This window comes from Pseudomonas baetica, from assembly GCF_051216495.1.
Classification (GTDB): domain Bacteria; phylum Pseudomonadota; class Gammaproteobacteria; order Pseudomonadales; family Pseudomonadaceae; genus Aquipseudomonas; species Aquipseudomonas baetica_B.
This window is the reverse complement of sequence record NZ_JBPKAM010000002.1, coordinates 94,722-117,696: the sequence shown is the minus strand read 5'-3', so window position 1 is coordinate 117,696 and position 22,975 is coordinate 94,722. Positions and strand designations below refer to the sequence as shown.

The following is a 22,975-nucleotide window of genomic DNA, read 5'->3' as shown; positions in this document are numbered from 1 at the left end:
TCCGATTGGCGGCAGATGTTGGCATATGGACGCTGGGCTCCGCAGAAAGGTCAGTCGGTCAGCTCGTCGGCCTCCGCCAGCAGTTTGATGGCGGCGGCGCCGACCTTGCGCACAGCATCTTCAATCTGTGCCGTTGGTTTGGCAGCGTAGTTCATGCGCAGGCAATTGCGGTATTTGCCCGAGGCGGAAAAGATGCTGCCGACGGCAATCTGTACGCCCTGGTCATGCAAGGCACGATTCAGTTTCAGGGTGTCGAAGCCTTCCGGCAATTCAACCCACAGCATGAAGCTGCCTTGGGGGCGGCTGGCGCGGGTGCCGGCGGGGAAGTAGCGGGTGACCCAATCGATCATCATGTCGCGATTGCGCTGGTATTGCGTGCGCATCCGCCGCAAATGCGGTTCGAAGTGACCGCTCTTGATGAACTCTGCGATGGCGATCTGCGGTTGCGGTGCGGTGGAGCCGGTGCTGATGTATTTCATGTGCAGCACCCGTTCCAGATAGCGACCGGGCGCGACCCAACCAATGCGCAGACCCGGGGCGAGGGTCTTGGAAAATGAACTGCACAGCAGGACGCGACCGTCTTCGTCGAAGGATTTGATCGTGCGTGGGCGCGGGTAGGTGTAGGACAGTTCGCCATACACATCGTCCTCGATGATCGCCACGTCGAAACGCTGTGCCAGCAGCAACAACGCGCGTTTGCGCGACTCCGGCATGATGTAGCCCAGCGGGTTGTTGCAGTTGGGGGTCAGCTGTATGGCCTTGATCGGCCATTGTTCCAGGGCCAGCTCCAGGGCGTCCAGGCTAATACCGGTAAGCGGGTCGGTGGGGATTTCCAGGGCTTTCATACCCAGACCCTTGAGGGTCTGCATGGCGCCATGAAAGCTTGGCGAGTCCACGGCCACGATATCGCCTGGCTCGCAGATCGAGCGGATGCTGGTGGACAGCGCCTCGTGGCAGCCGGTGGTCACCACCAGATCGGCTGGACCCAACTGGCAGCCGGAGTCGAGCATCAAACGGGCGATCTGTTCGCGCAGTTCGAGGTGGCCGTGAATGTTGTCGTAATACAAGCCAGGCATGTCCTGCCGGCGGCTGAGCTGCGCCAAGCCGCGCAGCAGCGGCTTGAGGGTCGGGGTGGTGATGTCCGGCATGCCGCGACCCAACTGCACCACATCCTTGCGCGGTACCGCGCGGATCAACTCCAGCACCTGATCCCATTGCGAGATATCCACAGGCCGTTGCGCCGGGCGCCCAACCGCTGGCAGCTCCGGTAGCTCGCGACTGACCGGCACGAAATACCCGGACTTGGGCTTCGGCGTGGCCAGTCCACTGTCTTCCAGCACCCGATAAGCCTGCTGCACCGTACTCAGGCTCACCCCGTGTTCGATGCTCAATGCTCGCACCGATGGCAGCCGGTCACCGGGGCGATAGAAGCCCTGTTCGATACGCGTGCCGAGCAGTTCGGCGAGGTTGACGTAGAGGGTCATGGCGCAGTCTCGATAGAGGTCGTTTGGCTAACCAGTACAGATGGGACGAAAAATCAGGATTCAGAGGCCAGACGATCAAATCTGTATGGAAGTAATACAGATACTTTGGATCTGTAATGGTTTTCGCCGCCCACGCATCATGGAATCTCTGGCTACCCAAGTAAACAGGAGCAATCAAAATGAACGGCTTGAGCGATGTGCGGCTGACGTTACACAGTCAGGAACTGGCGGCAGGGCATGAAAACGGTGCACGCGAGGCGGATATGCGCAACGCGCCGCGTGGCCTGAGTCGTTGGGATCTGTTCTGGCATCGTCTGCACACGCGCAAGGCGTTGCTAAGCCTCACGCCAGAGCAGCTCAAGGATGTCGGGTTGACCTATGAGCAGGCGCGGGAGGAGGGGCTCAAGCCGTTCTGGAGGATCTGATTGCTGCGTTGCTTTTGCTGGCCTCATCGCGGGCAAGCCCGCTCCCACAGTGGTTGTTGGTGTTCACAAAAACAGTGTTCACCACAAAACCTGTGGGAGCGGGCTTGCCCGCGATGAGGCCCGAAAGAGCAAGGATGATCGATCAGGCCCACTCTTTAAGCCGATGCCAAAGCATCCCCAACGCCAACAAGGGCGAGCGCAAATGCTTGCCGCCGGGGAACGTCATGTGCGGCACCTTGGCAAACAGATCAAATCCACCGCTCTGTTGCCCGCTGATGGCTTCGGCCAGCAGCTTGCCGGCGAGGTGCGTGGCATTCACGCCATGGCCGGAGTACGCCTGGGCGTAATACACGTTCGGCTGTTCCTCGAGTCGGCCAATTTGAGGCAAGCGGTTGGCGCCGATGCCGATCATGCCGCCCCATTGATAATCGATCCTCACATCGCCCAACTGCGGGAAGACGTCCAGCATCTTCGGCCGCATGTAGGCCGCGATGTCTTTCGGATCGCGCCCCGAGTAATGGCAGGCACCGCCGAACAGCAAGCGGCGGTCAGCTGAGAGTCGGTAGTAATCGAGCGCCACTCGTTGATCGCAGACCGCCATGTTCTGCGGTAATAGCGAGTGTGCCAGCTCTTCGCTCAAGGGCTCGGTGGCGATGATGTAACTGCCGGCGGGCAGCACTTTGCCGCCGAGTTCCGGGTTGAGTTCGTTGAGGTAGGCATTGCAGCCCAGCACCAGTGTTTTGGCGCGGACCGTGCCCTGGGCGGTATGCACCTTGATCTCGGGGCCGTAATCGATGCGAGTGGCGGCCGACTGTTCGAACAGCTTCACGCCCAATTGTTGCGCTGCGGCCGCTTCGCCCAGCGCCAGGTTCAGCGGATGCAAATGCCCGGAACCCATGTCGATCAGGCCCCCCACATAGCGGTCGGAGCCCACCACGGTGTGCATTTCGTGGGGTTGCACCAGGCGGGTTTCGTAGCGGTAACCGAGGCTTCGCAATTCTTCGGCGTCTTCGACAAACCCTTCGAGGTCGCGGGGCTTGTTGGCCAGGTCGCAATAACCCCAGGTCAGGTCGCAAGGGATCCGAAAACGCTCGACCCGCTGTCGGACAATTTCCACGGCTTCCAGCCCCATGAGTTTCATCTGACGCACGCCGTCGTTGCCGATGACGTTGGTGAATTGATCCAGGCCATGGCCGACCCCGCGAATCAGCTGCCCGCCGTTGCGTCCGCTGGCGCCCCAGCCGATCTTGCGGGCTTCGAGCAGCACCACGCTGAGGCCGCGTTCGGCCAGTTCCAGCGCCGTGTTCAGCCCTGAAAACCCGCCGCCGACCACACACACATCGGCCAGCACTTCGCCATTGAGTGCCGGGTAATCCGGCTGCGGCAGGCTACTGGCGGCGTAGTAGGAGGCAGCGTGCTGGGCACCGGCATTCATGGGCGTCATCCTGATTCTTGTGTTTAGAAAACTTGACGGAGCATAAGCCTGACCTTTGCGCACGGGCAACATTGGTCGGTTGCCGCTGTCTGGATCGCGGCTTTTGCCTCAGAATCACGCTCTATCCCGCTACCGGTCGGCACCACGATGAGCTGCAACAGCCAGAAAATTCGCACACTGCGCCAGCAGATCCCCTCGTTCGAGTGCGTGCCCGGCTGCCATGACTGCTGTGGCCCGGTGACCACTTCGCCGGAAGAAATGTCACGGCTGCCGCGCAAGACCCGGGCCGAGCAGGAAGCGGCGATGGATGAGCTCAACTGTGTGCACCTGGGGCCCAATGGTTGCACGGTTTATGACGAACGACCGCTGATCTGTCGGTTGTTCGGCACCACCCAGACCTTGCCGTGCCCCAATGGGCGGCGGCCGGTGGAGTTGATTCACCCGCAGGTCGAGAAGCAGATATTTGAGTACATGGCCTCGAACCGGCAGGTGCTCGTTTAAGCATCAGACCGAGTCGCCTGCCTTCGCGAGCAGGCTCGCTCCCACAGTTGATCCTCAGTGTCAGCAAATCTCGAACACGACACGAGCCCATTGTGGGAGCGAGCCTGCTCGCGAAGGCGGCCGAACAGGCACCACAAAGCTCAGTCCGGGATCGGCAAGCTCAAGCTCTCTTTCACCTCTTCCATCACGATATAGCTCTTGGATTCGCGTACATGGGGCAGCTTGAGCAGGATGTCGCCCAGCAGTTTGCGGTACGAGGCCATCTCGGAAATCCGCGCCTTCACCAGATAGTCGAAATCCCCTGAGACCAAATGGCACTCCAGCACATGGGGCAATTTCAGCACCGCGCGTCGGAACTCTTCGAAGGTATCGCCGGATTTGTAGTCGAGGCTGATCTCGACGAACACCAGCAGGCTGCCCTTGAGGTGCTGCGGGTTGAGCCGCGCGTTGTAGCCCATGATGATCCCTTCGCGCTCCAGGCGCCGGACCCGCTCGGTGCAGGGCGTGGTCGAGAGCCCGACCTTTTCTCCAAGCTCGGTAAAGGAGATGCGACCGTCCGCTTGCAGGATCCGCAGGATGCTGCGGTCGATCTTGTCCAGCTCACGTTTGGTTTGAGTGTTGGTACGCATAGGGGATGCGCCTCCGTGAAAAGGGTTTTTGCCGAGAATTGTCGCCAAATATAGGCTTTTATATAGTGAAAAACACTGCCTAATCTTTTTTACACTGCGCGCATCTAAAGCTCTGAACTACACACGTCAGCGGTCAGCCGCGATGAGGGATATGAAAATGCGCGTTATGGTCTTGGGTAGCGGCGTCATCGGCACCACCAGTGCTTATTATCTGGCCCGTGCCGGGTTTGAAGTGGTGGTGGTCGACCGGCAGCCGGCTGCTGCCATGGAGACCAGTTTCGCCAACGCAGGGCAAGTGTCGCCGGGTTATGCCTCGCCGTGGGCCGCGCCAGGCGTGCCGCTCAAGGCCATCAAGTGGCTGCTGCAGCGTCACGCGCCGCTGGCGATCAAGGCCACTGGCGACATCGACCAGTACCTGTGGATGGCGCAGATGCTGCGCAACTGCACCGCCAGCCGTTATGCAGTGAACAAGGAGCGCATGGTCCGTCTGTCCGAGTACAGCCGTGACTGCCTCGACGAACTGCGCGCCGAAACCGGCATTGCCTACGAAGGCCGCAGCCTTGGTACCACCCAACTGTTCCGCACCCAGGCTCAACTCGACGGCGCCGCGAAAGACATCGCCGTGTTGAAAGAGTCCGGCGTACCGTTCGAATTGCTCGACCGCGAAGGCATTGCCCGCGTTGAGCCGGCACTGGCCAGCGTCACCGATATCCTCGCCGGTGCCCTGCGCCTGCCGAACGACCAGACTGGCGACTGCCAGATGTTCACGACCAAGCTCGCAGAAATGGCTGCGAAACTGGGTGTGCAATTCCGTTTCGGCCAGGACATTCAGCGCCTCGACTTCGCCGGTGATCGCATCAACGGCGTGTGGATCGACGGCAAGCTGGAAACCGCTGACCGTTATGTATTGGCACTGGGCAGCTACTCGCCTCAACTACTCAAGCCGCTGGGCATCAAGGCGCCGGTGTATCCACTCAAGGGTTACTCCCTGACCGTGCCGATCACCAATCCGGCGATGGCCCCGACTTCGACTATTCTCGACGAGACCTACAAGGTCGCGATCACCCGTTTCGACAACCGCATCCGCGTCGGCGGCATGGCGGAGATTGCCGGTTTTGACCTGTCGCTGAACCCGCGTCGGCGTGAAACCCTGGAGATGATCGTCAATGACCTTTATCCTCAGGGCGGCAACCTCGCTGAAGCCAGTTTCTGGACCGGCCTGCGTCCGACCACGCCGGACGGCACCCCGATTGTTGGCGCTACGCCGTTCAAGAACCTGTTCCTGAACACCGGCCACGGCACCCTCGGCTGGACCATGGCGTGTGGCTCGGGTCGTTTGCTGGCTGACCTGATGGCGAAGAAAAAGCCGCAGATCAGCGCCGAAGGCCTGGATATTTCTCGTTATGGCAGCAAGCGTCCGGAGTCGCCCAAGCATGTCAGTCCGGCACCGGCTCACCAGTGAGTTGTCGGCTGTAGCTGCTCTGCCGTAAGCAATAGCGCAAAATCCCTCTCCCGGTGCTACTGGCGGTTTCGCCGCCGGCAGCACCGGTTTTTCTTCCAAACGACCGACCAGAAGTCTGCCGCCATGCGTCCTGCCCGTGCCCTGATCGACCTTCAAGCCCTTCGCCACAACTACCAGATCGCCCGTGAAGTCACGGGTGCCCGTGCCCTCGCGGTGATCAAGGCCGATGCCTATGGTCATGGCGCGGTGCGTTGCGCCCAGGCGCTGGAGTCCGAGGCGGATGGTTTTGCCGTGGCCTGCATCGAAGAAGCCCTGGAGCTGCGCGCCGCTGGCATTCGCGCGCCGGTGTTGCTGCTGGAAGGTTTTTTCGAAGCCGATGAGCTGTCGCTGATCGTCGAACATGACTTCTGGTGCGTGGTGCATTCGCTGTGGCAGCTTGAGGCGATCGAGAAAGCCGTGCTGAGCAAACCGATCACGGTCTGGCTCAAGCTCGATTCGGGCATGCATCGGGTGGGATTGCATCCGAAGGATTACCAGGCTGCTTATCAACGACTGCTGGCCAGCGGCAAAGTGGCGAAGATCGTGTTGATGAGCCACTTCGCCCGCGCCGACGAGTTGAACTGCCAGGCCAGTGCCGAGCAGGTCGCGGTCTTCGAAGCGGCGCGTCAGGGTTTGTCAGCCGAGGTCAGCCTGCGCAACTCGCCGGCGGTGCTGGGTTGGCCGCAGATTCCGAGCGATTGGGTACGCCCGGGCATCATGCTGTATGGCGCTACGCCGTTCGAAGAGGCCAACGCCGTGGCTTCGCGCCTGCAACCGGTGATGACCCTTGAGTCGAAGGTGATCAGCGTCCGTGAACTGCCCGCTGGCGAACCGATCGGCTATGGCGCCAAATTCATCACCCAGAAGCCGATGCGCGTCGGCGTGGTGGCCATGGGATACGCCGACGGCTACCCGCGTCTGGCGCCGACTGGAACACCCGTATTGGTCGCCGGGCAACGCAGTCAGTTGATCGGCCGGGTGTCGATGGACATGCTGTGTATTGATCTGACCGACATTCCACAGGCTGGCCTGGGTTCGACGGTGGAGTTGTGGGGCAAAAACATCCTCGCCAGCGACGTGGCCATCGCGGCGGGCACAATTCCTTACCAGATATTCTGCAACCTGCGCCGGGTGCCAATGCTCTATTCCGGGAGCTGACGCCAGGCGGTACGGACCGGAAGTCGTCTCACCGAACAGGATTCAGGTCGAGGTGTTGTAAATACTGAACGCTGTCGCCATGATAACGATCAATATTTCAACAACCTTGACTCCTGGAGGCGCAAGCTTTGGACGTCGGTGAACGACTGCAATCGATCCGTAAGCTCAAAGGGCTTTCCCAGCGTGAACTCGCCAAACGTGCGGGCGTGACCAACAGCACCATTTCGATGATCGAAAAGAACAGCGTCAGCCCCTCGATCAGTTCGCTGCGCAAAGTGTTGGGCGGGATTCCCATGTCCATGGTCGAATTCTTTTCCGAAGAAATCCTTCAGGAAACACCGGCCCAGATCGTCTACAAAGCCAACGAGCTGATCGACATTTCCGACGGTGCCGTGACCATGAAGCTGGTCGGCCGGGGTCACCCGAGCCGGGCTATCGCATTCCTCAACGAAATCTACCCGCCAGGCGCCGACACCGGTGAAGAGATGCTCACCCACGAGGGCGAGGAAACCGGAATTTTGCTTGAAGGTCGGCTTGAATTAGTGGTCGGGCTTGAAACTTTTGTGCTCGAAGCTGGCGATAGCTACTACTTTGAAAGTACCAAGCCGCACCGTTTCCGCAATCCGTTCGATGTTCCGGCGCGACTAATCAGCGCAGCTACACCGGCGAATTTTTAAGAAAAGAGGCGCCCTGCCAGCATGGCCGAGGCCCCGAGCTGTTTTACCGTTGCGCAACAAAACCCCTTCGACTTTGGGGTTGTTTCAGTGTCGCGGGCTTACCGCTATACTTGCGCCCGCCTGCGAACCGTGGCCGTAGGCGTGACTAGCCACCATTGAGGGTGAACGCGTGAACCTAATTATGAAAATGCTGGCCGTACCAGCAACCGTATTGGCCCTCTGGGCTGCCAGCGCACAAGCTGCGACCAACGACGAAATCGCCAAGCGCCTTGAGCCAGTCGGCCAGGTCTGTGTTCAGGGCAAAGAGTGCAAGGGCATGGAAGTCGCCGCTGCAGCGGGCGGCGGCGGTGCCAAGGCACCTAAAGACGTCATTGCCAAACATTGCAATGCTTGCCACGGCACCGGCCTGTTGGGCGCGCCGAAAATCGGCGACAAGGCAGCCTGGAAAGAGCGTGCCGATCACCAGGGCGGCCTCGACGGCATCCTGGCCAAAGCCATTACCGGTATCAACTCCATGCCGCCTAAAGGCACCTGCGCCGACTGCTCCGATGACGAGCTCAAGGGCGCCATCAAAGAGATGTCCGGTCTGTAACCTACCGGTCTCTTTCGCGAAAAAGCCGCTTGCGAGCGGCTTTTTTGTGCCTGCGATTTCGATAAACGCCGCGTGCCCTCCCTGTAGGAGCGAGCCTGCTCGCGATGGTCGTCAACGATGACGCGGGTTATCTGATCACCCGCAGTGCCTGGTCGTTCATCGCGAGCAGGCTCGCTCCTACAGGGGGCGGTGGTGGTCGATTGGTTTCAGCAGGCTGTTCATTGCAGCAAAGTCCCGGCAAGCTCGGTCCAACCCCAAACAACGGAACGTACGGGAGGACAGAATGGTGCAGCTGTGTTCTATCGAGCAAGCGGTCGATGAGGTGCTGGCGCGGTTGCCGGTTCACATTCACATGGGACTGCCCCTGGGCCTGGGCAAACCAAACCACTTCGTCAACGCGCTGTATCGGCGGATCGCACAGTTGCCAGAGCGGCGGCTGACGATTTACACCGCGCTGTGCCTGGGCCGGCCTCCGCTGGGGGACGGATTGCAAAAAAGCTTTCTCGAACCCTTTATCGAGCGGGTGTTCGGTGATTATCCCGAACTGGATTTTCTCGCCGACCTGCGTCGCGACCAGATACCGGACAATATCCACATCCAGCAGTTCTTCATGCAGCCCGGCAGCCTGCTCAACAGTGCTACGGCGCAGCAGGATTACATCAGCAGCAACTACAGCCATGCTGCCCGTGACATCAACGCAGCAGGACTAAATCTAGTGGCGCAACTGGTGGCGAGCGATTCAGAGCATCCCGACCGCTTGAGCCTGAGTTGCAACCCTGACATCACCCTCGACCTGTTGCCGATGATCGCCAAACGACGGGCCGCCGGGGAGACAATCCTGATGGTCGGCCAGGCTCACGAAGACTTGCCCTACATGCCCGGTGACGCGGAAGTCGGCATCGACACCTTCGACCTGCTGATCGACGAGAAGGACAGCACCACGCTGTTTTCCACACCGAACATGCCAGTGGGTTTCCAGGACCATTTCATCGGGTTGCACGCCAGCACACTGGTGCGCGATGGCGGCACCCTGCAGATCGGCATCGGTTCCATGGGCGATGCAGTGACGGCGGCGTTGTTGGCGCGACAGAGCGATAACGGCGGTTACAAGGCGCTGCTGAGTGATGTCGACCTAGACCCATGGGCGCCACTGATCGAGCGCGAAGGTGGCCTCGAACCCTTCGCCAAGGGCCTGTACGGCTGCAGCGAAATGTTCGTCAACGGCCTGCTGGTGCTGGTCGACGCCGGAATCGTTCGGCGCAAGGTCTACCCGGATGCCAAGTCTCAGGAACAGGCCAATGCCGGTACCCTCGATGAACCGGCGCAGGCTGACGGCATCTGTGTACACGGCGGGTTTTTCCTTGGCCCCCGCAGTTTCTATGAACGCTTGCGCGACTTGCCGCACAACAAGCGGCGCGAATTCAACATGACCCGCATCAGCTACATCAACGAGCTCTATGGCCAGGAGGAGCTCAAACGCTTGCAGCGGCTCGATGCGCGCTTCATCAATACCGCCTTCACCATGACGTTACTGGGCGCTGGCGTGGCGGATCAGCTTGAAGACGGGCGTGTGCTCAGCGGCGTCGGCGGGCAGTACAACTTTGTGGCACAGGCGCATGCGCTGCACGGGGCGCGCTCGGTACTGCTACTGCGCAGCTGGCGTGAGTCGGGTGGCGAGGTCAGTTCCAACATCGTCTGGGAGTACGGTCACTGCACGATTCCACGGCACCTGCGGGACATCGTGGTGACCGAGTACGGCATCGCCGATCTGCGTGGCAAGACCGATGCGGCGGTGATCGAGGCCCTGCTGAACGTCAGCGACTCACGTTTTCAACCGGGTTTGATCGAGCAGGCGCAGAAGGTCGGCAAGCTGCCCAAGGATTTCAGTCTCGATCCTCGGTTTACCGACAACCATCCGCAGCGTTTGCAGGCGATTCAGGCACGGCATGCGCATCTGTTTGCGGAATATCCGTTGGGTTGTGATTTCACGGAGGTGGAGCGGGATCTGTTGCGGGCGTTGAATTGGCTGAAGAGCAAATTCAAACTGAGTGAGATAGTGGAACTGGGCAAGGCTGCGCTGGATGCGCCAGAGCCTTCGTTGTTCCCGGAACATCTGGAGCGGATGCAACTGACCAATCCAGAAGGCTTGAAAGAAGACCTGCTTCAGCGATTGTTGCTTACCGGCCTGAAGGCCACAGCGCAATAACGCCAACACCCAAAGCAACTGTGGGAGCCAGCCTGCTGGCGATTGCTATCTGCCAGTCATGAAGATGTTGACTGACACGACGCCATCGCCAGCAGGCTGGCTCCCACAGGGGAAATGCGGTGTTGCTGGTTATTCGATGAAGGTCACGACGCCGCCAGCCAGCGACTTGACGCGAGCCAACGACTCAACGCGATAACCCTGCGCATCCAGCTCCGCACGGCCGCCCTGGAACGACTTCTCGATCACGATGCCCAGACCCGCCACGGTGGCGCCGGCCTGTTTGATGATCGAGATCAGCGCCTGGGACGCCTTACCGTTGGCCAGGAAGTCATCGATGATCAGCACACGGTCGCTGCTGGTCAGGTGGCGCGGGGAAATGGCCACGGTGCTTTCGGTCTGCTTGGTGAACGAGTACACGGTCGCCGACAGCAGGTTTTCGGTCAGGGTCAGGGACTGGTGCTTGCGTGCGAAAATCACCGGTACACCCAGGTTCAAACCGGTCATGATCGCCGGCGCGATGCCCGAGGCTTCGATGGTGACGATCTTGGTGATGCCCGAGTCCTTGAACAGCGTGGCGAATTCGTCGCCGATCAGCTTCATCAGGGCCGGGTCGATCTGGTGGTTCAGAAAGGCGTCGACTTTCAGGACCTGGTCGGAAAGCACGATGCCTTCTTCGCGGATTTTCTTGTGCAGGGCTTCCATGAAGCTGTCCTCATTTGGCGCTTGTGGCGCCGAAGGTCTATGTAAAAGTGGTCAATTCTAGCGCTTTAACATCGCGCGTATATCTGCCAGTGCGTTATTACCGCGAACGGCTTTGACTTCGGTCGGGGTGTCGTCGTTACCTTCCCAGGCCAGGTCGTCCGGCGGCAGTTCATCGAGGAAGCGGCTCGGCGCGCAGTCGATGATTTCGCCGTACTGCTTGCGCTTGGCGGCGAAGGTGAAGGCCAGGGTCTGGCGTGCGCGGGTAATCCCCACATAAGCCAGCCGGCGTTCCTCTTCGATGGTGTCCGCTTCGATGCTGGAGCGGTGCGGGAGGATTTCCTCTTCCATGCCCATGATGAACACGTAGGGGAATTCCAGGCCCTTGGAGGCATGCAAGGTCATCATTTGCACGCCTTCGGCACCGTCTTCCTCTTCCTGCTGACGTTCCAGCATGTCGCGCAAGACCAGTTTGCCGATGGCGTCTTCGACGGTCATTTCGCCGTCTTCGTCTTTTTCCAGGGTGTTCTTCAGGGCTTCGATCAGGAACCAGACGTTGCTCATCCGGTAATCGGCCGCCTTGTCGCTGGAGCTATTGGTGCGCAGCCAGTTTTCGTAGTCGATGTCCATGACCATGCTGCGCAGGGCGGAGATCGGGTCCTCGCCGGCGCACTGCTCGCGGACCTTGTCCATGAAGCGCTTGAAGCGCGACAGGCGATCGGTGAAGCGCGAGTCCAGATGCTCGCCCAGGCCGATTTCGTCGGTGGCGGCGTACATCGAGATTTTTCGCTCGGTGGCGTAGTTGCCCAGCTTTTCCAGCGTGGTCGAGCCGATCTCTCGACGCGGGACGTTGATCACCCGCAGGAAGGCGTTGTCGTCGTCCGGGTTCACGATCAGGCGGAAGTAGGCCATCAGGTCTTTCACTTCCTGGCGTCCGAAAAAGCTGTTGCCGCCGGACAGGCGATACGGCACCTGGTGGTGCTGCAATTTCAGCTCGATCAGCTTGGCCTGGTAGTTGCCGCGATAGAGGATCGCGAAATCGCTGTAGGGGCGGTCGGTGCGCAGGTGCAGGCTGAGGATTTCCATCGCCACGCGCTCGGCTTCGGCGTCTTCGTTGCGGCAGCGAATCACGCGGATTTCGTCGCCGTGGCCCATTTCACTCCACAGCTGCTTTTCGAATTCGTGGGGGTTGTTCGAGATCAAGACGTTGGCGCAACGTAGGATGCGGCTGGTGGAGCGGTAATTCTGCTCCAGCATCACCACTTTCAAGGACGGATAGTCTTCCTTGAGCAGCATCAAGTTTTCCGGACGAGCGCCGCGCCAGGCATAGATCGACTGGTCGTCGTCGCCCACCACGGTGAACTGGTTGCGTTTGCCAATGAGCATTTTCACCAGCAGGTACTGGCTGGCGTTGGTGTCCTGGTATTCGTCCACCAGCAGGTAGCGCACCTTGTTCTGCCACTTTTCCAGAATGTCGGCGTGGTCTTCGAACAGTTTTACCGGCAGCAGGATCAGATCGTCGAAGTCCACCGCGTTGAACGCCTTGAGCGTGCGCTGATAGTGGGTGTAGACGATGGCGGCAGTCTGTTCCTTGGGGTTGCGCGCGTTTTCCAGGGCCTGGGCCGGCAGGATCAGGTCATTTTTCCAGGCGCCGATCATGTTCTTGATCTCGTCGACGCCGTCGTCGCCCGAGTATTCCTTCTGCATGATGTCGGTCATCAAGGCCTTGACGTCGGTTTCGTCAAAGATCGAAAAGCCCGGCTTGTAGCCCAGCCGTACATGCTCCTTGCGGATAATGTTCAGGCCCAGGTTGTGGAAGGTGCAGACCGTCAGGCCGCGACCTTCACCGGCGCGCAGCAGGGTCCCGACCCGTTCCTTCATCTCCCGCGCAGCCTTGTTGGTGAAGGTCATTGCGACGATGTACTGAGCGCGGATGCCGCAGCTCTGGATCAAATGGGCGATCTTGCGCGTGATCACGCTGGTCTTGCCGGAGCCTGCACCGGCGAGCACCAAAAGAGGGCCGCCGACGTAGCTCACGGCTTCTTGCTGCCGGGGATTGAGTCGGGACATAGCTAAATTCAGGGGTCAGTCACGAAATGGGCCGGCATTTTAACAGGCTCAGAGAATTGTGCTGCTCTCTCCGACTTGTGACGCATAACGCGATCTCTAATTGCCGGTTTTGTTACTTTCACGCAGGATGCGCAACGGATTTGCGGCTAATGTTCGTAATTCCGGATACAAAGGCTTCGTTTTGATAACTGATGTCATTGGTTATTAGGTATCGCCTCGGCATAATGCCCGTCGCCTACATCTTTGCAGAGTCTAGGGAGCTAGCTTGTCTACGCCTGTCGAACCCTTGCGTTTGCTGCTACTGGCCGAAGAGCCAGCGTGGGCAGCGTTGTTGCGCGAGTGTCTGGCTCCGATGGGGAGCTCGGCCGTGCTCATCAGCGCGCCGAGTTGGGAGTCGGTCAGCAGTCTGTTCGATGACAACCGCAGCGCGGTGTTGTTGACGATCCCGGCACTCCAGCCGGCACCGGGCCGTTGCTGTCTGCCGACGGTGCTGCTGCTTGAACATGAGCCGCTGCTCCCGCCCGACGGCGTAAGCGACTGGCTGGTGCGCGACCACCTCGACCCTGGCATGCTGCGCCGCTGCCTGCGCCATGTGCGTGAGCGGGGCGTTCTGGAAAACACTCTGCAACGCCTGGCCGAGCAAGACCCGCTGACCGGCATCGCCAACCGCCAGGGCTTCCAGACGCTGCTGACGGCGCGACTGGCGGAAAACGACGGCCGCGGCCTGGCGCTGGGCCACCTCGATCTCGACAACTTCCGTCACGCCAACGATGCCCTTGGCCATCAGGCGGGCGACCGGCTGATCCTGCAAGTGGTCGCGCGGCTCAAGAGCCAGTTGGAGGCCGGCGATCAACTGGCACGGCTGGGCAGCGATGAATTTGCCTTGCTGATCGACACCCGTCGCGCCCCGCAGCGCGCCGAATGGATGGCCGAACGCATCACCGAAGCCCTGGCCGAACCCTATTGGGTCGATGGCGAAAGCCTGTTGATCGGCTCCAGCCTGGGAATCGCCCACGCCCGGGCCCAGGCCGGCGCCGATCCGTTGATGTGGCACGCGCACATCGCCATGCAACAGGCCAAGAGCACCCAGGGTTGCACCTTTCACATCTTCAACGAGCGCATCAACCGCAATGCCCGAAGCGTCGCTGACCTCGAAACCGAGCTGCGCCGCGCGCTACGTCGTGATGAGCTGGAACTGCATTACCAGCCCAGGCTGAATCTTGAAGACGGGCAAATTGTCGGCCTCGAAGCCCTGGTGCGCTGGCGCCATGCCGAGCGTGGCTTGCTGCCACCGAGCGAGTTCGTGCCGCTGGCCGAGCAAAGCGGGTTGATTGTGCCGCTCGGCTATTGGGTGATTTCCCGGGCCCTGCGTGACATGCAGGCCTTGCGCGAGCGTGGTTTGCCGCCACTTCATATGGCGATCAACCTGTCTTTCCGGCAATTCCAGGACAGTCAGTTGTTGTCGACCCTGAGCCGGCTGATTGCCGAGCGCGGTGTCGAGGCGCAATGGCTGGAGTTCGAACTGACCGAAACCGCGGTCATGCGCCGCAGCGATCTGGTCAAGCAGACCATGGATGCCCTCGGACGCCTGGGTGTGCGCTTCTCCCTCGACGACTTCGGCACCGGGTTCTCATCGTTCGTGCACCTCAACAGCCTGCCGATCACCTTGCTGAAGATCGACAAGAGCTTTGTCGGCGGCATGGAGCAGCGCGAAGAGAACCGCAAACTGGTTCACGCGATGATCAACCTGGCGCACAACCTCAATCTGGAAGTGGTCGCCGAAGGCGTGGAAACCCCGGAGCAGCTGGATCTGTTGCGTGGATTCGATTGTGATCAGGTGCAGGGGTACCTGATCAGCAAGCCGTTGGCGTTGACCGATCTTGTTGAGTATTTGATGTTTGGCAGCAGCCAACAGCCAGCGCTGGAAGTAGTGGTTTAAGCACAAAACCTGTGGGAGCGAGCCTGCTCGCGATGACGGCAGCACATTCAACATGGATGTGTCAGACAAACCGCTATCGCGAGCAGGCTCGCTCCTACAGGGGATCTCAATCAGGCTGAGCCATCTGGTAACCATTCTGAGACGCAGGTTCGCGCTTGATCATCCGCTTCATCTTCCACTCAAACCCCAGCGTCAAACTCACCGCCGCGCACGCCAGGCCCAGCGCCAAGCCCCACCAGACGCCCGTTGGTCCCCAGTTCAAATGGAACGCCATCCACCAGGCGGCCGGCGCGCCGATCAGCCAATAGCAACCCAGGCCGACCAGGAACGTGGTCTTGGCATCCTTGAGCCCGCGAATACAGCCCATGGCAATGGTTTGCGTGCCGTCGAAGAGCTCGAACCACGCCGCCACCGCCAACAGGCTTACCGCCAGGTTGATGACCTCGCGGAAGGCCGGGTCGTTGTGATCAAGGAACAGGCCGACCAATTGGTTTGGCAGCAGCCAGAACACCATCGCGAAGCACAGCATTGCTGCGGCACCGAAGGCGATGCCGACCCGTCCGGCCAGCCGTGCATCCAACAGTTGACCGGCGCCGTAGTGCTGGCCGATGCGCATGGTGATCGCATAGGAAATCCCCGCCGGGACCATGAACGCCACCGAGACGATTTGCAGGGCGATCTGGTGCGCGGCCAACTGAGTACTGCCCATGGTGCCCATGCACAGCGCGGCGAACGCAAACAGACCGACCTCCACCGCATAGGTGCCGCCAATCGGCAGGCCCAGACGCCATAATTCCTTCAGGTACTGCCGGTTGAGTCGCAGCAGACCCGGACGCAGCGGATAGGCGTCGTAAGCCGGGTGCTGGCGGATGTGCCACGCCAGCGCCAGCGCCATCAGGTTGGCCACAATGGCGGTGACCAGACCGATACCCATCAAGCCGAGTTTCGGCAGGCCGAACATCCCGGTGATCAGCGCATAGTTGAGCAGGAAGTTGGCCACCGTGCCGCCCAGGCTGATGACCATCACGGGTGTGGCGCGGCCGATGGCGCTGGTGAAACCACGCAGGGCCATGAACGTCAGGTAGCCAGGCAAGGCGAAAGGCAGAAACACCAGAAACTGCCCGGCGGCCTGGACGTTGCTTTCGGTCTGGCCAAACAGCAGCAGGACCGGCTTGAGGTTCCACAGTAGCAACCCGCCGCCCAGCGCCATCAAGCACGCCAGCCATACCCCGGCCTGGGTCAGCCGGGCTGCGCCGAGAATATCGCCCGCGCCCTGACGGATCGCCACCAGGGTGCCGACCGCCGCAATCACACCGATGCAGAAAATCGACACGAACGAATAACTGGCCGCACCCAGCGAACCACCGGCCAGCGCCTCGGGGCTCAGGCGCGCCATCATCAAGGTGTCGGTGAGCACCATCAGCATGTGCGCCAACTGCGAGGCGATCAACGGCCCCGCCAGCCGCAGGATGGCCCAGAGTTCAGTACGTGCTGGATGCTGCATGATCATCACGCTCGAATGTCAAAGGGGACAGGAAAGGGTCGATTCTCGGCGCTCTGCGGGGTTTGCACAAAGGGATAAAAAGGATGGATGGCATGATTCAAACTCATGCTGGAGAGTTTCTGCTAGGGTGACCGAATTCCGGTGTAGGAGCTTTCCCAATGTCACGTCGTCTTCCTCCCTTGTATGCCCTGCGCGCATTCGAAGCGGCGGCGCGGCACAGTTCGTTCACCCGTGCCGCCGAAGAGCTATCGATTACGCAAAGTGCGGTCAGCCGGCACATTCGTACGCTCGAAGAGCATTTTGCCTGCCGCTTGTTTCACCGCAGTGGTCGCCACCTGCAACTGACCGAGTCGGCCCGGTTGCTGTTGCCGGGGATTCGCGAGGGCTTCACCGCCCTGGAGCGCGCGTGTAATACCTTGCGCGCCGAGGACGACATTCTGCGCATGAAAGCCCCGTCGACCTTGACCATGCGCTGGTTGCTGGCGCGCCTGAGTCGCTTCCGCCATTTGCAGCCCGGCAACGAGGTGCAACTGACCAGCGCCTGGATGGACGTTGATTCGGTGGACTTCAACGATGAGCCGTTCGATTGCGCGGTGTTGCTGAGCAACGGGCATTTCCCGCCGGACTGGGAGGCGAGTTACCTGTTCCCCGAGGAATTGATCCCGGTGGGCGCGCCCAACTTGCCGGGCGACCCGCCTTGGGATGCCGCTCGCCTGGCAAACACAGAACTGCTACACCCGACACCGGACCGACGGGATTGGCGTAATTGGCTGGAGCGCATGGGCCTGGCCGATCAGGTGTCGCTCAAGGGAGGGCAAGTGTTCGACACCCTGGAATTGGGCATGATCGCCGCAGCCCGAGGCTATGGCGTCTCCATGGGTGATTTGCTGATGGTGGCCGAGGATGTGGCCCAGGGACGCTTGAGCCTGCCGTGGCCGACGGCGGTGGCCAGTGGCGAGAAATACTATCTGGTCTGGCCGAAAACCCGTCCCGGCGGTGAGCGCATGCGCCGGCTCAGTGACTTTCTGCAAAGTGAGGTCCGCGCCATGGAATTGCCGGCTGTTGAGCACCTGAGCTGAAACGTTGAAGCTATATCCCGGTGAACTGCTCAAGTATTCCCGTTCACCGCCGAAAATGTGCAAGTGGGACCTTCGTGCAGGTTCGACGCTACCCCCCAAATTATTAGAAATTTTGCTGAGTTCGCGTCGAGATCAGGATGATCCAGCCGCTCGGCCAGGAGCTGTCATGTCTCAACCTCGTGCCCGGATCGCCTCACAGCTTGGTCTTGCGCTCGCCGTGATTCTGGCGATTGTCATCACCGGCAGTACCTTGTTCGCCCTGCGTTCGCTGGACACCGCCAACCTCGCCACCCGTGAAGAGCATTTGGCGAGTGAAGCCCGGTTGCTGGCCGATCAGTTGAGCACCTTCCATGGCTCGCTGCGGGAAAGCACACAGCGCCTCGCCGGGCTGTTCGAGAAACGCTTCAGTGCCGGTTTGAGTGTGCATCCAGATGAGCCGGTGACCGTGGCCGGCACCCAGACACCTGGCCTGCACCTGGGCAGTGAAGTGCTGAACAACAACTTCCAGGAGGTGGATGAGTTCAAGCAGATGACCGCAGGCGTGGCCACGGTATTCGTGCGCAGCGGCGAAGACTTTGTCCGGGTCAGCACATCCTTGAGTAAACAGGACGGCAACCGGGCCATTGGCACGATGCTCGATCACGGCAACCCGGCCTATGCTCGCCTGATGGCGGGGCAGAGCTACGTCGGCCGTGCCTTGCTTTTCGACCGTTTCTACATGACGCAGTACACCCCGGTACGTGACAGCACCGGCAAGGTGATTGCCGTACTGTTCGTAGGATTCGATTACACGGACGCGCAGAAGGCACAGTTCGAAAACCTCAAACGCTTCCGCATCGGCCAGACCGGTTCCCTGGCGCTGCTGGACGAGCAGAATAAATGGCTGGTGCCGATTGCTGGTGTGCAATCCCTTGATCAGGCCATCCCGACCGTCAACAGCCTGGCGAAGACTCCGGGCAAGGGCCAGTTCTGGAGCGATAAATCCGAAGACTTCTACAGCGTCGCCGTACCGTTCGAAGGCGGGCCGTGGGCGGTGGTGGCAAGCATGCCGAAAACCGAAATCAGCGCCGTGACCTGGAGTGTCGGGTTTCAGCTGGCCATCGGCAGTTTGCTGGCGATGTTGCTGGCGGTTGGCTCGGCGGTCTGGTTGTTACGTAGCAAACTGGCGCCGCTCGCGGACCTGGTGCGTCAGGCTGAAGCCCTGGGTGCCGGTGATTTGAGCGTGCGCCTGAGCGTATCGAGCAACGACGAGATCGGTCAGTTGGCCCGTGCCTTCAATCAGATGAGTCAGGCGTTGTCGACCATGGTCGAGCACATCCGCAATGCCTCGATGGAGGTCAACCGCCGCGCCCAGGCATTGTCCGGTCTGTCCGGTGGTGCCTATGAGGGGATGGAGCAGCAGTCGGGCGAGATCACCAGCATGGCCGGGGCCGTGGAGGAGTTCAGCGCGACCTCGTTGAACATTGCCGACAACATGGGCAGCACGCAACGTCTGGCCCAGGAAAACGCCCAGCAGACGCAGATCGGTCGCACGTCGATGAACGAAGCGTCTTCGTCGCTGGAGCAAATCGCCGGCGCATTGAACAGTACGGCAACAGTGATCAACACCCTGGGCCAGCGCTCCCAGGAAATCGGTGGCATCGTCGGTGTGATTACGGCGATTGCCGAACAAACCAACCTGCTGGCGCTCAATGCCGCGATCGAAGCGGCTCGTGCAGGAGAGCAGGGCCGTGGTTTTGCGGTGGTGGCCGATGAGGTGCGCAACCTGGCGTCCCGTACCCGTGAAGCCACCGATGAAATCTCCGGGATGATCCAGAGCATCCAGCAGGAAACCGGTAACGCCATCAGCACCATGGAGCAAGGCAACGTGCTGATGCAGGAAGGTTTGTCGCGTAACGCCAACGTCGCTGCGGCGCTGGCGCGAATCGACGAGCAGAGCCGTTCGGCCGGTCAGCAGTTTGCCGCCATCACCACCGCGACCCAGGAGCAGAGCAGCACCGCCACCTTGCTCAGCAGCAATCTGCAAAGCATTGCCCTGGCGAACAGCGAGCAGCGTGAGGTTGTGTCCAATTTGGCCGTTACGGCCAAGGAGCTGGAGAAGCTGGCGGCGGATCTGCGGTCCGAGGTTGACCGGTTTCGGTGAGTGGCCTTTGAAATAGCTTTCGCGAGCAGGCTCGCTCCCACAATGGGTCTCAGTTGAGACAGGGATCTTCTGTGGGAGCGAGCCTGCTCGCGAATGGGGTCATCTCAAATCAGCTTCTGTCCCACGCTAATTGCACTTGGCATTGCTGGAGACTTCCTTGGCTGCCTGTTTCAGCAGGTTACCCAACTCACCCGCATTGGTGCTGTTGTAAACCCGGCCACCGGTGTTTTCAGCGATGCAGCGTGACGGGCCGCCCGCACCGATTTTGACCACGTTGACCCGCAGGCGCGGTTGTTCCCTGGCGATTCGACGCGATACCGCGCAAACGTCCTGCCTGCAACCGTCTTCACCGTCGACAAACATCACGATCACAGCATCGTTATTGCGTCCGTCGACCTTGCTCGCCGCGTAGGCCAGGCTGTCGGCCAGCGGTGTGCCGTCGTCGGGAACCAGACTTCGAATCCCGTTGATCAGACGCGGGCGGTCGCCGAACCTGAACATACCTTGGTCCGGTGTTCTTTCGCAGCCGGCGAAGGTGATCAGGCGTGTGTCGATCTTCGGGTCCAGCCCGTTGATCATGCCGGCCAGCGAATCCTTGGCGACGTCCATGCGGGTGGGTCTGGCGGTGAGCCGCATGGTGCGGTTCGGGTCCAGGAGCTTGTTGAGGTCACTGCCGTAGAACCAGTCCTCGTCGGCTTTCACTGCCTTGATGTTCAAGTTCATTGAGCCTGAGGTGTCGAGCACCACCACGAACTGCGGGGTCTCTGACTTCGGCGCATCTTTACGGCAGGCGAAGTTGTCCAGAGTCGGGGCTGGTGGCGGGGCGGCCACGACCGGTTTTGGTGGTGGAACCGGTTTGGGTTCCGGTGCCGGTGCCGGTTTGGGTGGTGGAACCGGCTTGGGTTCCGGTGCCGGTTTGGGTGGCGGCGTCGGCTTGGGCTCCGGTACCGGTACCGGCTCTGGCGCGGGCTCTGGTACTGGAGCAGGTTCCGGTTCGGGTTTCACGACAGGCTCGGGGACCGGTTCAACCGGTTTCTCAACCGGTGCCACCACCGGCGGCACAGGGGCTACAGGCGGGGCCACGACAACCGGCTCACGATGCAGGTACCACCAGAGCCAGAGTGCGAGAAGCAGCAACAGCAGTGCGAGCAATGCCGCGGCGATCCACCAGCCACGACGCGATGGCGGCACTACAGGCACCACTGGCACCGGCGGAACGATGGGTTTGGGTGGGCGCTGGTTCCAGCGCACCACCAAGGGCTCACCGTTTAGACTGTAGAGTTTGTCCAGCTCAGGCGTGCCGAGCAGGCTGCGCAGGTCATCCGCTACGGTCGGTTGGCCGCGTTGTTGCAGTTCATCCGCCAGCCGTTCGAGGGCTGCCTGACGTACTTCATAGGTTTGCAGCAAACGTCGTTGCGCGTCCTCGTTGAGGTCGGCATAGGGCGTCGGTTGGCCTCCCAGTTCGGTCCACCATTCCAACACGTCGCCGCTGCCCATCCGCGGGATAGCAAACAGACTGGCGACGGTCGGCGGAAAGTGTTTCTGGATGAGGGCGACTTTGGCTTGCAGTGCACTCATCCCCTCCGATGTGGCTTGCGCATCCCTGAAGACCCGCTGCATGGCGACGATTCCTGAAAAATGCAGGCATCCAGCGGGATGCTGCGGGGTGAAAAATTACTCTTCGTAGCCGAGGCTGAATTGCAGTTGATTGACCTTCTTCTGCAACGCTTTGAGCTCTTGCTGTTTGGCAGCCAGCGCCGCTGGCGATGATTTGACCGTGGGTGCCGCTTGCGAAGCCTTGAGCTGCTTTTCGAGGTCGGCAATCTGCTTTTGCACCGAGGCTTCATTGCCACGCCGGGCCTTGAGCGAAGTCAGCAGTTGCGACAGCGACTGATTCAGCGCCGCCTGGGATTTCTGCTGGCTGGCCAGATCGGTCTTGGTGCTGAGCTGTTGGGCCTGAATGTTCTCGTACACCTGACGGAACATTGCGTTTTGCCGTCGGGACTCGCTCAGGGCCTGTTCCTTCTGCTTGACCTGTTCGCTGTAACCACCGGAGTAGTCGCAGTTCATCTTGGTCAGCATGCTGCTGTCGCGATTGGTCGCATCGCATTCGCCGGGCGCGGTCGCGCAACCGCTCAGGGCCAGGACGGCAGTGATGACCATCAGTTGTCTTGGCGTCATGTGCTTAGCCCAGGGTGATTGCGGAGCGTTGGCTGTACAGCGCGTCGACTTCCTTCTGCAGGCTGACGACTTTCTGGTTCATTCGCTGAATGTTCATGTCCACCTGCCTGATCTCATCAGTGGCGCCTTGTGCACGCTCGGCGTTTGCCACTTTGCTGTACTCGGTGACTTTGACACGCATGTTGGCAAGGTCTTTACGCAGGCGTGCAATGTCCGAATCGATCCTGGCAATTTGCGCCTGAGCCTTGCTCTTGTCGACTTTCTTGTTGGCGATGTCCCTTTTGATCTGGGCAATTTGCGCCTGGTCATCATTGATCACTTGCTGGGCGGTTGCGGTACGGGCAATCACGTTCTGGGTGTCTTGTTCGACATCGCTGTTCATCTTCGCCAAACGGGTGGTGGTGTCAGCGTATTGGCTGCGACGTTGATCCAGGTAGTAGTTAGCACCCATGGCCACGCCACAGGCGGTAATACCGGCGGCGATGACACACACGGTTTTGTTGCTGCTGTTGGACAACGCGCAAGCGAGGATGCCAACACCAGCGCCGACAGCGCAGGCCTGGTATCCGGACTTGCTGAAGAACTCTGCGTCATTGCCCTGGGTCAGGCGCGGGTCGGGACCCTCGGTGTCGTCGAGCATGGAGCTGCCGGTGTTGGCGCAACCGGTCACTAGCAGGCAGCCGGCAACAACGATAGCGATCTGTGGCTTGAAGCGAGTCCAAAGGCTGCGCGACATGGTGAAACTCCTAGGT

Annotated in this window: 19 protein-coding genes; 10 read left to right on the top strand and 9 right to left on the bottom strand. The window is 60.5% G+C overall.

Features of this window, described 5'->3' with window-relative positions; translation table 11 throughout:
- Positions 1–50 precede the first annotated feature (50 nt).
- Positions 51–1,484 (bottom strand): PLP-dependent aminotransferase family protein, encoded by a 1,434-nt coding sequence (locus tag ACSFE6_RS02370; RefSeq protein WP_435426088.1) that lies wholly within the window; start codon positions 1,482–1,484, stop codon positions 51–53.
- A gap of 179 nt (positions 1,485–1,663) precedes the next feature.
- Here ACSFE6_RS02370 and ACSFE6_RS02365 point away from each other — a divergent pair, with 179 nt between their 5' ends.
- Positions 1,664–1,909: a DUF1127 domain-containing protein gene (locus ACSFE6_RS02365; protein WP_435426087.1), complete on the top strand. Its 246-nt coding sequence runs from the start codon at positions 1,664–1,666 to the stop codon at positions 1,907–1,909.
- A 142-nt stretch (positions 1,910–2,051) separates the two neighbouring features.
- Here the strand turns inward: ACSFE6_RS02365 and ACSFE6_RS02360 are convergent, their stop codons facing one another.
- A complete protein-coding gene (locus ACSFE6_RS02360; protein WP_435426086.1) occupies positions 2,052–3,344 on the bottom strand; it encodes an NAD(P)/FAD-dependent oxidoreductase in 1,293 nt (430 codons plus the stop codon).
- Between the two features lie 147 nt (positions 3,345–3,491).
- Here ACSFE6_RS02360 and ACSFE6_RS02355 point away from each other — a divergent pair, with 147 nt between their 5' ends.
- Positions 3,492–3,845 carry a YkgJ family cysteine cluster protein gene (locus ACSFE6_RS02355; RefSeq protein WP_435426085.1) on the top strand — a complete coding sequence of 118 codons (354 nt, stop codon included), beginning with the start codon at positions 3,492–3,494 and terminating at the stop codon, positions 3,843–3,845.
- Positions 3,846–3,985: 140 nt separating this feature from the next.
- Here ACSFE6_RS02355 and ACSFE6_RS02350 read toward each other — a convergent pair whose 3' ends face one another.
- Positions 3,986–4,474: an Lrp/AsnC ligand binding domain-containing protein gene (locus ACSFE6_RS02350; protein ID WP_095194410.1), complete on the bottom strand. Its 489-nt coding sequence runs from the start codon at positions 4,472–4,474 to the stop codon at positions 3,986–3,988.
- A 157-nt stretch (positions 4,475–4,631) separates the two neighbouring features.
- On the opposite strand from ACSFE6_RS02350, the gene dadA reads away from it, so the two are divergent.
- The 5 genes from dadA (at position 4,632) to ACSFE6_RS02325 (ending at position 10,608) form a co-directional block, all read left to right on the top strand.
- Positions 4,632–5,936 carry a D-amino acid dehydrogenase gene (gene dadA, locus ACSFE6_RS02345; protein WP_435426084.1) on the top strand — a complete coding sequence of 435 codons (1,305 nt, stop codon included), beginning with the start codon at positions 4,632–4,634 and terminating at the stop codon, positions 5,934–5,936.
- Positions 5,937–6,059: 123 nt separating this feature from the next.
- Complete coding sequence (gene alr / locus ACSFE6_RS02340; RefSeq protein WP_435426083.1) at positions 6,060–7,133, top strand: alanine racemase; 1,074 nt, start codon at positions 6,060–6,062, stop codon at positions 7,131–7,133.
- 128 nt (positions 7,134–7,261) lie between these two features.
- Complete coding sequence (locus ACSFE6_RS02335; RefSeq protein WP_435426082.1) at positions 7,262–7,810, top strand: cupin domain-containing protein; 549 nt, start codon at positions 7,262–7,264, stop codon at positions 7,808–7,810.
- Between the two features lie 181 nt (positions 7,811–7,991).
- Positions 7,992–8,402 (top strand): c-type cytochrome, encoded by a 411-nt coding sequence (locus ACSFE6_RS02330; RefSeq protein WP_435426104.1) that lies wholly within the window; start codon positions 7,992–7,994, stop codon positions 8,400–8,402.
- A gap of 283 nt (positions 8,403–8,685) precedes the next feature.
- Positions 8,686–10,608 (top strand): acetyl-CoA hydrolase/transferase C-terminal domain-containing protein, encoded by a 1,923-nt coding sequence (locus tag ACSFE6_RS02325; RefSeq protein WP_435426081.1) that lies wholly within the window; start codon positions 8,686–8,688, stop codon positions 10,606–10,608.
- Positions 10,609–10,737: 129 nt separating this feature from the next.
- Here ACSFE6_RS02325 and ACSFE6_RS02320 read toward each other — a convergent pair whose 3' ends face one another.
- Positions 10,738–11,310: a xanthine phosphoribosyltransferase gene (locus tag ACSFE6_RS02320; RefSeq protein ID WP_435426080.1), complete on the bottom strand. Its 573-nt coding sequence runs from the start codon at positions 11,308–11,310 to the stop codon at positions 10,738–10,740.
- A 57-nt stretch (positions 11,311–11,367) separates the two neighbouring features.
- Positions 11,368–13,377, bottom strand: coding sequence for a DNA helicase Rep (gene rep / locus ACSFE6_RS02315; protein WP_435426079.1), 2,010 nt, complete (start codon positions 13,375–13,377; stop codon positions 11,368–11,370).
- A 265-nt stretch (positions 13,378–13,642) separates the two neighbouring features.
- Between rep and ACSFE6_RS02310 the strand changes: the two genes are divergently transcribed.
- On the top strand, positions 13,643–15,316 hold the full coding sequence (locus ACSFE6_RS02310; protein WP_435426078.1) for a putative bifunctional diguanylate cyclase/phosphodiesterase: 1,674 nt from the start codon (positions 13,643–13,645) through the stop codon (positions 15,314–15,316).
- A 106-nt stretch (positions 15,317–15,422) separates the two neighbouring features.
- Here the strand turns inward: ACSFE6_RS02310 and ACSFE6_RS02305 are convergent, their stop codons facing one another.
- Positions 15,423–16,820, bottom strand: coding sequence for a NorM family multidrug efflux MATE transporter (locus tag ACSFE6_RS02305; RefSeq protein WP_435426077.1), 1,398 nt, complete (start codon positions 16,818–16,820; stop codon positions 15,423–15,425).
- A 158-nt stretch (positions 16,821–16,978) separates the two neighbouring features.
- Here ACSFE6_RS02305 and ACSFE6_RS02300 point away from each other — a divergent pair, with 158 nt between their 5' ends.
- Positions 16,979–17,899: a LysR substrate-binding domain-containing protein gene (locus tag ACSFE6_RS02300; RefSeq protein WP_435426076.1), complete on the top strand. Its 921-nt coding sequence runs from the start codon at positions 16,979–16,981 to the stop codon at positions 17,897–17,899.
- A 166-nt stretch (positions 17,900–18,065) separates the two neighbouring features.
- The gene (locus ACSFE6_RS02295; RefSeq protein ID WP_435426075.1) at positions 18,066–20,042 is read left to right on the top strand and encodes a methyl-accepting chemotaxis protein; all 1,977 of its coding nucleotides are present in this window, start codon (positions 18,066–18,068) and stop codon (positions 20,040–20,042) included.
- 126 nt (positions 20,043–20,168) lie between these two features.
- Here ACSFE6_RS02295 and ACSFE6_RS02290 read toward each other — a convergent pair whose 3' ends face one another.
- Genes ACSFE6_RS02290 through ACSFE6_RS02280 form a run of 3 tightly spaced genes read right to left on the bottom strand, consistent with a single transcriptional unit; the run spans position 20,169 to position 22,959 of the window.
- Positions 20,169–21,662 (bottom strand): vWA domain-containing protein, encoded by a 1,494-nt coding sequence (locus ACSFE6_RS02290; RefSeq protein WP_435426074.1) that lies wholly within the window; start codon positions 21,660–21,662, stop codon positions 20,169–20,171.
- Positions 21,663–21,716: 54 nt separating this feature from the next.
- Positions 21,717–22,223 (bottom strand): hypothetical protein, encoded by a 507-nt coding sequence (locus tag ACSFE6_RS02285; RefSeq protein WP_435426073.1) that lies wholly within the window; start codon positions 22,221–22,223, stop codon positions 21,717–21,719.
- Between the two features lie 4 nt (positions 22,224–22,227).
- A complete protein-coding gene (locus ACSFE6_RS02280) occupies positions 22,228–22,959 on the bottom strand; it encodes a hypothetical protein (protein ID WP_435426072.1) in 732 nt (243 codons plus the stop codon).
- Between the last annotated feature and the right edge of the window lie 16 nt (positions 22,960–22,975).

Excerpts from the sequence above, each read along its gene's own strand:
- ACSFE6_RS02290 (WP_435426074.1), bottom strand. The coding sequence starts at position 21,662 with ATGCAGCGGGTCTTCAGGGATGCGCAAGCCACATCGGAGGGGATGAGT.
- ACSFE6_RS02285 (WP_435426073.1), bottom strand. The coding sequence starts at position 22,223 with ATGACGCCAAGACAACTGATGGTCATCACTGCCGTCCTGGCCCTGAGC.
- ACSFE6_RS02280 (WP_435426072.1), bottom strand. The coding sequence starts at position 22,959 with ATGTCGCGCAGCCTTTGGACTCGCTTCAAGCCACAGATCGCTATCGTT.
- alr (WP_435426083.1), top strand. The coding sequence starts at position 6,060 with ATGCGTCCTGCCCGTGCCCTGATCGACCTTCAAGCCCTTCGCCACAAC.
- ACSFE6_RS02365 (WP_435426087.1), top strand. The coding sequence starts at position 1,664 with ATGAACGGCTTGAGCGATGTGCGGCTGACGTTACACAGTCAGGAACTG.
- dadA (WP_435426084.1), top strand. The coding sequence starts at position 4,632 with ATGCGCGTTATGGTCTTGGGTAGCGGCGTCATCGGCACCACCAGTGCT.
- ACSFE6_RS02355 (WP_435426085.1), top strand. The coding sequence starts at position 3,492 with ATGAGCTGCAACAGCCAGAAAATTCGCACACTGCGCCAGCAGATCCCC.
- ACSFE6_RS02305 (WP_435426077.1), bottom strand. The coding sequence starts at position 16,820 with ATGCAGCATCCAGCACGTACTGAACTCTGGGCCATCCTGCGGCTGGCG.
- rep (WP_435426079.1), bottom strand. The coding sequence starts at position 13,377 with ATGTCCCGACTCAATCCCCGGCAGCAAGAAGCCGTGAGCTACGTCGGC.
- ACSFE6_RS02330 (WP_435426104.1), top strand. The coding sequence starts at position 7,992 with ATGAAAATGCTGGCCGTACCAGCAACCGTATTGGCCCTCTGGGCTGCC.
- ACSFE6_RS02370 (WP_435426088.1), bottom strand. The coding sequence starts at position 1,484 with ATGACCCTCTACGTCAACCTCGCCGAACTGCTCGGCACGCGTATCGAA.
- ACSFE6_RS02325 (WP_435426081.1), top strand. The coding sequence starts at position 8,686 with ATGGTGCAGCTGTGTTCTATCGAGCAAGCGGTCGATGAGGTGCTGGCG.
- ACSFE6_RS02300 (WP_435426076.1), top strand. The coding sequence starts at position 16,979 with ATGTCACGTCGTCTTCCTCCCTTGTATGCCCTGCGCGCATTCGAAGCG.
- ACSFE6_RS02320 (WP_435426080.1), bottom strand. The coding sequence starts at position 11,310 with ATGGAAGCCCTGCACAAGAAAATCCGCGAAGAAGGCATCGTGCTTTCC.
- ACSFE6_RS02295 (WP_435426075.1), top strand. The coding sequence starts at position 18,066 with ATGTCTCAACCTCGTGCCCGGATCGCCTCACAGCTTGGTCTTGCGCTC.
- ACSFE6_RS02360 (WP_435426086.1), bottom strand. The coding sequence starts at position 3,344 with ATGAATGCCGGTGCCCAGCACGCTGCCTCCTACTACGCCGCCAGTAGC.
- ACSFE6_RS02350 (WP_095194410.1), bottom strand. The coding sequence starts at position 4,474 with ATGCGTACCAACACTCAAACCAAACGTGAGCTGGACAAGATCGACCGC.